Source organism: Craterilacuibacter sp. (assembly GCF_051659485.1).
GTDB lineage: Bacteria > Pseudomonadota > Gammaproteobacteria > Burkholderiales > Chromobacteriaceae > Craterilacuibacter.
On the sequence record NZ_JBOFOO010000092.1, the window covers coordinates 1 to 8,089 of the forward strand.

The following is an 8,089-nucleotide window of genomic DNA, read 5'->3' on the forward strand; positions in this document are numbered from 1 at the left end:
CCCGTCCCCAGCAAGGCCAACACGTTAATCACTTGAGATGCATCGGCAATCGACAATACGCCGGTCAGCGTAGTCAGCGACAGAAGGACCAGACCAAAAGCAAAACCGGTTAGCGCTTGCATATAGCTAGCCAGCATCACGATTAGCAGCAATACACCCAAGCCCGAGAAAGACATACCCACAGCGAGCACATCAGGCACCGATACCCCTTTCATGTCTTGGCGTTAGAAATCACGCCGCCAATATTGATTGCCCTGTCAAGCGAGCCCAAGCGGCAACCTCACACTGCGCACGCCGACAAGGCACCACCCGCCATCCTGATAAAAACCCTGCCATTTGGTAGCAAAAGTTTGACCCACATCAGATTTTGATGATTTTCAAAACAAGTTTGCTTGGATGCGAGGTTTCGTCGCGCTATGATATGGCATAAATTCGCAGCGCTATTATTACTTAACCAGACACACGCTGGATATAAGAAAATAACAGCACAACGCCACTCATCCCATCCCCATCAGGAAACCATATGAAAAAGATTACTCTGATTACCATGCTCGCCCTGGGTGCTGGCATGACCCATGCAGCCACACTCGACCTGCGCACCGGTTACGATAACGGTATGGACAAGTGGTTCTCGCGCGCACTGATCGGTCATCAGTGGGGCTCCGGCGTAGGCGGCTGGCTTGAACTCACGGCAAACCAGAGCTCCGGCTCCGACGAAGGCTACGACAGCTTCACCGCCGGCGATAACGAAGCGGCCGTTTATTACAACTACAAGCTGAACGACAAACTATCACTGGCACCCGGCATCGCTCAGGTATGGAACAGCAAGGGCTCCGAGACTCGCCCGTATGTCGAGCTGCGCTGGAAACTGAGCGAAACGGTCTCGGTCAACCCGCGCTACCGCTACCAGCAAGGCCACGTTGAACATGCAGTCAATGGCAACAAGGAAAACGTCAAGGCACACAACTACTCGATCTGGGCGACCTGGGAGGCCAACGACACCGTGCATTTCTCGCTCAACCCGGAGTACACCAAACGCGTTTCCGGCCCCGTCTTCAACCAGTTTGCCGGCGATGATATGTTTGAACTGGGCCTGCAAACCCGCCTGGTCAGCGTCAGCAAAAACTTCACACCCTACTTCGACATCCGCTACGTCGACAAGGGCGACAAGCGGGGTGAAGAAGTCAAGCGCACTTGGCTCCGCGTTGGCGTGAAGATCCCACTCTAATTGTTAAACCGATCAAGCTGAAACACCCGAAATAGCGCCAGACTGGCGCTATTTTTTATACCTCGCACTATAAGCTGACACACTCAACTGCATATTGTTTGTCCTGCATCAAACAGCCACGGATAAGTCTACACACAGCCCCCCCTAGCTCTTCAAGGAGGCTTGCAATAATTAAATCGCAGCGCTATTATTTATGAAAATTCGCAGCGTTACGAATCATGAGTAACACCGGCAAAATATCTACAGGAAGTGACCATGTCAGACAAGAAGCCCCTGAGTGAACTACGCAGCCAGCGCTGGTACGCACCCAACAGCATCCGTGCATTCGCCCACCGTCAGCGCACTCAGCAAATGGGGATGCGTCGCGATGAGTTCATGGACAAGCCCGTCATCGGCATCATCAACACCTGGAGCGACATGAGCCCGTGCCACTCGCACCTGCGCGAGCGTGCCGAGGCAGTCAAACGTGCGGTCTGGGCAGCCGGCGGCTACCCGGTCGAACTGCCGGCTCTGTCGGTTGGCGAAGTTCTGGTCAAGCCGACCACTATGCTGTACCGCAACTTTCTGGCCATGGAAACCGAAGAACTGCTGCGCTCGCATCCGATTGACGGCGCCGTATTACTGGGTGGCTGCGATAAGTCCACCCCGGCGATGCTAATGGGCGCCATCAGCATGGATATCCCGATGCTGTTCTGCCCGGCAGGCCCGATGTCGAACGGCAAGTGGCGCGGCACCACCACCGGCGCGGGTACCCATACCAAGAAATACTGGGACGAGTTACGTCTGGGCAATATCACCCAGCACGACTGGGTGGATCTTGAAGGCGCAATGACACGCTCCATCGGCACCTGCAACACGATGGGCACCGCCTCGACCATGACATCCATCTCGGACGCCATCGGCTTTATGCTGCCGGGTGCGTCCAGCATTCCGGCTGCCGACAGCCGCCATCCGCAAATGGCCTCCGCCTGCGGTACCCGTATTGTTGAAATGGTGTGGGAAGACCTCAAGCCATCGAAATGGCTGACGCGCGAGCACTTCCTGAACGGTGTTGCCGTGTATATGGCAATCGGCGGCTCGACCAACGCCGCCATTCACCTGATCGCTATGGCGCGCAGGGCCGGCGTCGATCTGACACTGGACGACATGGCCGAAATGGCCACCAAGGTGCCGGTACTGGCCAACCTGTTCCCTTCCGGCGACAAGCTGATGGAAGACTTCTTCTTCGCCGGCGGCCTGCTGGCGCAGATGAAGAAGATCGAACAGTTCCTGCATACCGACTGCAGCGGCGTATCCGGCAAACCGCTCAAAGAACTGCTGGCCACGGCCCAGTGCTATGACGACGATGCGATCCGTAGCCTGGACAACCCTGTGATCGAACTGGAAAAAGGCGCAACACTGGCCGTCCTGCGCGGCAACCTCGCGCCACGCGGCGCAGTGATGAAGTCCTCGGCCGCCAATCCGAAATTCCGCAAACATGTCGGCCCGGCACTGGTCTACGACAACCATCAGGCACTGTCGGACAATATTGATGACCCGGATCTGGATGTCACCGAAGACACCGTAGTCATCCTGCGCAATGCAGGCCCGGTCGGTGCGCCAGGCATGCCGGAATGGGGCAATCTGCCTATCCCCAAAAAATTGCTGGCACAAGGCGTCAAAGACATGGTCCGCATGACCGATGCACGCATGAGCGGCACGCACTACGGCAGCTGCATTTTGCACATTACCCCTGAAGCCGCTATTGGCGGCCCGCTGGCACTGGTTAAAACCGGCGACTTGATCGAACTGGATATCGCGGCAGGAACCCTGAACATGCTGGTCGATGCAGAAGAAATCGAACGCCGCCGCACCCTGTTCAAGCCGGTACACCACCAGTACGCCCGCTCCTTCGCCGCCCTGTACCAGCAGCATGTCACCCAGGCCGATGAAGGCTGCGACTTTGACTTCCTGCAAGCGCCGACCGCCGTGCGCGAACCCGATATTTTCTGATTTGGAGAGACTGATGAACCTTCCCCTTAACCAATTCAAGACCTGGATGCAAGAACGCCGCAAGCCGGTTCCGCTAGGCACCTGGATGATGACGGCCAGTGCGCAGGTTTCCGAAGCCATGGGTTTTGTCGGCTTCGATTTCCTGGTACTCGACATGGAGCATGTGCCAGTCGATTCGGCCGATGCCGTCACCATCATGCGTGCACTGGAAGGCACGCCAACCAAGGGCGGGCAGGTCGTGGTTCGCCTGCCTTGGAACGACCCTATCATCGTCAAGCGCTTACTGGATGGTGGCGCCACCACCCTGATGTTCCCTTTCATCCAGAATGCAGATGAAGCACGCAGCGCAGTCGCATCGACCCGTTACCCGCTTGATGGCAATGGCGGCACCCGTGGTTGTGCTGCAGTACACCGCGCCAGCCGCTACGGCGCGATTCCCGACTACCTGAAAAATGCCAATGATTCTGTATGCACCATCATGCAGATCGAGACGCCGGAAGCACTGGCGCGCATCCCTGAGATTGCAGCGGTCGAGGGCGTCGATGTGATCTTTATCGGCCCGGGTGATCTGTCCGCCAATATGGGCCATCTGGGTGATATCTCCAGCGAAGATGTCCGCCATGCACTCAAAACCGGCGTCGAAGCGGCTCACGCAGCAGGCAAACCTTGCGGCATCGTGCTGGGCAATCCGCAAATGGTGCGCTGGGCCATCGAACTGGGTTACGACTACGTGGCCATCGGCTCGGACATGAGCATGCTCCTGGCCCGCGCCAAAGAGCAGATCGCGGCAGTGCGCGGTGTGGAGCAACAGCAGACGGCAGGCGGCGTGTACTGAGATGGGAATCAAACTTACGACGCTCAGGCAAGCCGGGATTGAAGCCGACCTTGCCCCGGCACTCGGCGGCGGACTAGCCGGTATGCGTATCGATGGCGTGCCGGTGCTGCGCCCATGGAACGGAGATGAGACCGTGCGCCGTATGGCCAGCTACCCGCTGGTGCCCTACTCCAACCGCATCGCCCGCGGCCGCTTTGACTTTGGCGGCAAGGCACAAGCTCTGCGACTGAACTTTGGCGACCACCCGCACCCGCTGCATGGTCTGGGCTGGCAGCGGGAATGGACGCTGGAACAGACCTCGGATGCTTCGGCGGTCATGCGTCTTGCGCACCGGCCAGAACAGAATGAAGCAGAAGACTGGCCTTGGGCATTTGATGCGACGCAGACCTTTTCCCTGACAGGCAGCAGCCTGACCGTGACGCTGGCCTACCATAACCTTGCCGACACCATCGTGCCGGTTGGTCTGGGTTGGCATCCATTCTTCCCGCGCACGCTGAATGGACAGGACGCAACGCTGGAATTTAGCGCCGACGGCGTATGGATGATGGATGAGCAGGCGCTGCCAGCCTCCCTAGATGCCATACCGGCAAAATGGAACTACCAGCAAGCCCGCCCTCTGGGCCAGCCCGGCCTCGATAACTGCTTCGCCATGTGGCACGGTGAAGCGCGCATTGCTTGGCCCGGCAGCGGCATGGCCATCCGCATGAGCGCCAGCGAAGAACTGGGGCATCTGGTGGTCTTCACCCCGGCGTCACCGGCAGATTTTTTCGCCGTCGAACCGGTCAGCCATGCCAACAACGCCATCAATATGAGCAAGCCTGCCATCCATGGCATAAAAGAAATCGCGGCTGGCGCAACGCTAGAAGTCACCATGCGCCTGACTATAGAAAGGAATGCAGCATGAGCTATCAGGTTGAATCCGTACTCAACGCCCAAGCCCATCTAGGCGAGTGCGCCATCTGGTCCGAGCGCGAACAGGCGTTCTACTGGGTCGACATCCTCGCTCCAGCCCTGAACCGCTTCGATCCGGCGACCGGCGAGAACCGGGCCTACCCCATGCCAGCGCATATCGGTTGTTTTGGCCTGCGTGAAAATGGCGGCTTTATTGTTGCCCTGCGTAACGGCATCTTCCTGACCGATGCGGATGGCAATATCGAAAAGCAGGTCGGCGACAATCCGACCGAGCACAGCAAGAGCCGCTTCAATGACGGCCATGTCGACCTGCATGGAAACTTCTGGGCGGGCACCATCTGGGAGCCGCGCGACCACAAGGGCGGCAAGCTGGTACGCGTCAAGCCCACGGGCGAATGCGAAGTCATGGCCGGCGATGTCCTGGTTTCCAATGGCCTGGCCTTCAGCCCGGACGGCAAGTGGATGTTCCATACCGATACGCCCAACCATGTGCTGTACCGCTACCCGCTTGACGCCGATGGCAACATTGGCGAACGCGAAGTCCTGCGTGAGTTTGAACGTGGTACGGGCGGTCGCCCGGATGGTGCGGCCTTCGACAGCGAAGGCTACTACTGGACCGCCATGTTCGACGGTGGCCGCGTGCTGCGCATCCACCCGGAGACCGGCGAGACCGTAGACGAAATCAAACTGCCGGTACGCTGGCCGACCATGGTGGCCTTTGGCGGCGCCGACCTCAAGACGCTTTACATCACTTCTAGCCGTGAAAACCGCAGCGCAGAAGAACTGGCCGAATACCCGCTCTCCGGCAATGTGTTTGCCGTACGCGTCAATGTCGCCGGCCGGCCTGAGCCGCTGTACCGCGGTTAATCCAGCGCGGCGCAATCGCGCCGCTGCCTACGAATATTTGGGAGTCAAAAATGAAAATAGGTTTTATCGGTTTGGGTTTGATGGGTGAGGCAATGAGCCTCAATCTGGTGAAAAAGTCCGGCCACACTGTTCGCGTGTTCGACTTGTCCGCCGAAAAGGTGGCACTGCTGCGTGATGCCGGTGCCGAAGCCGCCTCTTCCATCCGCGAAGTGGGCGAAAGCTGTGATGTTGTGATTTCTATGGTACCGAAATCCGAGCATGTACAAGCCGTCTATCAGGAACTGCTGCCGGTCGCCCGCGCCGGGCAGATCCTGATCGACATGTCGACCATTGACGTGGCGGTATCGGTTGAACTGTCCAGGCAGGTTGCCAAGACCGGCGCCGTAATGCTGGATGCGCCGGTGGTAAAGAGCGTACCGGCAGCCAAGGACGGCACGCTGGGTATCTACGTTGGTGGCGACAAGGCCAGCTTCGAGCAAGTCCAGAGCATCCTTGCCTGCATGGGTAACAACATTATCCATCTGGGTGACAACGGCCGCGGCCTGGTCATGAAGCTGGCACATAACGTGCTGGTTGCCCAGATCCAGAACGGCGTCAATGAGATGCTGACTGTCGCCCACGATTTCGGCATCAGCACCGAAGACTTCGCCACTGCAGTTTCCTACGGTGGGGCCAGCAACTTCTATCTAAGCGCCAAACTCAATGCACTCAAGGCCGAAGATTACAGCACGGCCTTTGCGCTGGATAACATGGGCAAAGACATCGACTGCATGGTACGCATGATTGAGCCTAAGGGTATCAAGCTGCCAGGCGTACTGAACTGCCAGAGCGTTTACAACTTCGCTATCGCCAACAATATGGGGCGCGAAGACTTCTGCGCCTCGATCAAGGCGGTCAAGCTGCGCGCCCACTAATTCTTTTACGGGTGGCAACACCACCCTACTTAACTTTCCCGTTTAGAGGTAGCACCATGCAACTCATCGCGACCGCTAGTGGCTTCGAGATCCGCCACAATGACCAGCTTCTGTTCGTCCACACGACCGATGCACCGGCATTTTTTGTCGGTCATGGCAATGAAAAGATGGAAATATACCGCGGTAACTTCGAAATTGAAGATTACCTCGAGTCGCGTATTGCGCTGCCGCATGCCGAGATCAACAACGACAAAATCAAGCTGTCTACGGCCGCTGGCCAACCCGTACTGCTGACCGCCACGCTGGTGATTGACGGTGACGACTTCAAATTTTCCTTTGAAGCACACGATGCCAAACTGAACCGTTTTTGGGTTCGCCTGCCTGCCCAGAAAAAAGAAAACGTCTGGGGTTGTGGTGAGCAGATGTCCTACTTCGACCTGCGTGGCCGTCACTTCCCTTTGTGGACTTCTGAGCCAGGCGTAGGTCGTGACAAATCGACAGAAATCACCTGGAAAGCCGATGTAATGGGTAAGGCCGGCGGTGATTACTATCACACCAACTACCCTCAGCCGACTTTTGTTTCCTCCCGCAAGTATTCGGCTCACGTCGATACCACAGCCTACGCAGATTTCGACTTCCGCGCCGAAACCTTCCATGAACTGCAAGTTTGGGCAATTCCAGCCGAACTGCAGATCAAGACCGGCGCCACTTACCTTGACCTGATCGAAAAACTGTCGGCCCAATTTGGCCGTCAGCCACAGTTGCCAGAATGGGTATACAAAGGCGCCATTCTGGGACTGAAAGGTGGAGAAACCAACACCTTCACCCGTATGGAGAATGCGCTTAATCACGGCATCAAGGTATCTGGTGTCTGGAGCGAAGACTGGTGCGGTCTGCGCGTCACCTCGTTTGGTGCCCGCCTGTTTTGGGATTGGGACTGGAAGCACCACAAAGACCGTTACCCCAACCTGCCAGAAAAGATCAAAGAACTGAACGCACGCGGCATCGAATTCCTGGGATACGTTAACCCTTATCTGTGCGATGACGGCGAGCTATTCCCTATCGCTAAAGAGAAGGGCTACTTTGCCCTGGATCGTGATGGCAATGTCGCACTAGTCGACTTTGGCGAGTTTTTCTGTGGCGTAATTGACTTTACTAACCCAGAAGCCAGCAAGTGGTTCCAGGATGTGGTACTGCGCGAGAATATGCTGGATATTGGCATTAAGGGCTGGATGGCAGACTTCGGTGAATATCTGCCAACTGAAAACATATACCTTAAGAATGGTGTTGACGCCAAACTAATGCACAACGAATGGCCAACGCTATGGGCCAAGTGCAACG

8 protein-coding genes are annotated in these 8,089 nt (G+C 57.1%); 7 read left to right on the top strand and 1 reads right to left on the bottom strand.

Translation table 11 applies throughout. From position 1 onward, the window contains the following. Nucleotides 1-200 (bottom strand): hypothetical protein (locus tag ACRC1E_RS03185; RefSeq protein ID WP_438513662.1); only part of this gene is annotated, 200 nt, incomplete at its 3' end. A gap of 323 nt (nt 201-523) precedes the next feature. Here ACRC1E_RS03185 and ACRC1E_RS03190 point away from each other — a divergent pair. From ACRC1E_RS03190 to ACRC1E_RS03220, 7 genes are all read left to right on the top strand, one after another. Further along, a complete protein-coding gene (locus tag ACRC1E_RS03190) occupies nt 524-1,228 on the top strand; it encodes an oligogalacturonate-specific porin KdgM family protein (RefSeq protein ID WP_438513663.1) in 705 nt (234 codons plus the stop codon). A gap of 255 nt (nt 1,229-1,483) precedes the next feature. Next, on the top strand, nt 1,484-3,220 hold the full coding sequence (araD, locus tag ACRC1E_RS03195; protein WP_438513664.1) for an L-arabinonate dehydratase: 1,737 nt from the start codon (nt 1,484-1,486) through the stop codon (nt 3,218-3,220). Nucleotides 3,221-3,233: 13 nt separating this feature from the next. Next, nucleotides 3,234-4,055, top strand: a complete 822-nt coding sequence (locus ACRC1E_RS03200) for an HpcH/HpaI aldolase family protein (protein WP_438513665.1) — start codon at nt 3,234-3,236, stop codon at nt 4,053-4,055. 1 nt (nt 4,056) lies between these two features. Then, nucleotides 4,057-4,959 carry an aldose 1-epimerase gene (locus ACRC1E_RS03205; RefSeq protein ID WP_438513666.1) on the top strand — a complete coding sequence of 301 codons (903 nt, stop codon included), beginning with the start codon at nt 4,057-4,059 and terminating at the stop codon, nt 4,957-4,959. Continuing rightward, entirely contained in the window at nt 4,956-5,834 is an 879-nt protein-coding gene (locus ACRC1E_RS03210) for an SMP-30/gluconolactonase/LRE family protein (protein ID WP_438513667.1), read from the top strand. The genes ACRC1E_RS03205 and ACRC1E_RS03210 overlap by 4 nt, the downstream gene beginning before the upstream one ends. Before the next feature lie 50 nt (nt 5,835-5,884). Continuing rightward, on the top strand, nt 5,885-6,748 hold the full coding sequence (locus ACRC1E_RS03215; protein ID WP_438513668.1) for an NAD(P)-dependent oxidoreductase: 864 nt from the start codon (nt 5,885-5,887) through the stop codon (nt 6,746-6,748). A gap of 56 nt (nt 6,749-6,804) precedes the next feature. After that, a partial coding sequence (locus ACRC1E_RS03220) for a TIM-barrel domain-containing protein (protein ID WP_438513669.1) occupies nt 6,805-8,089 on the top strand: 1,285 nt, incomplete at its 3' end.